The following is a 755-nucleotide window of genomic DNA, read 5'->3' on the forward strand; positions in this document are numbered from 1 at the left end:
CCACTTTAGCTTGCGGTGCAGAGGTCGGCATCACAATTTTGCTTTTAATTTTGAGTAAATGAGAAGATAATGCAACACCTTGTGCATGATTTCCAGCTGAGCAGGCGATTACACCACGTTCTTTTTCTTCATTTGTAAGTTGAGAAATTTTATTAAATGCACCACGAAACTTGAATGAACCTGTTAACTGCATGTTTTCCAACTTTAAATAAATTTCTCCACCGGTTTTACTAGTTAAATAGAAAGATTTAACCAAAGGTGTTTTTCGGGCATTTACATCAAGAATTTCTTTGGCTTTTTTAATGTCAGTGATATCTAACAATACGTTTTTGGTAATCATACTAACACTTCTTTCAATTGTTTAAAGTCCAAACCTAGCGTCATACCTAAATTTTCATAGGTAATAATACCTTTATATACATTTATCCCAGATGCTAATGATGATTTATTTTGAATTGCATTTTCTAATCCATCTTTAGAAATTGCTAGTAAATACTCAATATTTCCATTTGCCAACGCCATAGTTGAAGTACGTGGGGTGGCACCAGGCATATTTGGTACTGCATAATGAATTACGTCATGTTTAATAAATACAGGATTATCATGAGTTGTATAATGATCAATAGTTTCTACTGTACCACCTTGATCTATTGCAATATCCACAATGACACTTCCTGGCTTCATAGATTGAACCATATACTCTTTAACAATTTTAGGAGGGCGAGATCCTGGTATTAAAATTGTTGAAATAAATA

Annotated in this window: 1 protein-coding gene and 1 pseudogene; both read right to left on the reverse strand. The window is 33.2% G+C overall.

Annotated features, from left to right (window positions below; genetic code table 11):
- Positions 1-340 (reverse strand): pyridoxal-phosphate dependent enzyme (locus tag ACTJJY_RS31910; RefSeq protein WP_440607449.1); only part of this gene is annotated, 340 nt, incomplete at its 3' end.
- Positions 337-755 (reverse strand): annotated as a pseudogene (locus tag ACTJJY_RS31915) (alanine dehydrogenase); the annotation flags it as partial. The gene ACTJJY_RS31910 and the pseudogene ACTJJY_RS31915, both read right to left, overlap by 4 nt.

This window comes from Bacillus sp. 22475, assembly GCF_052044835.1.
In the GTDB taxonomy this organism is placed as follows: domain Bacteria; phylum Bacillota; class Bacilli; order Bacillales; family Bacillaceae_G; genus Bacillus_A; species Bacillus_A cereus.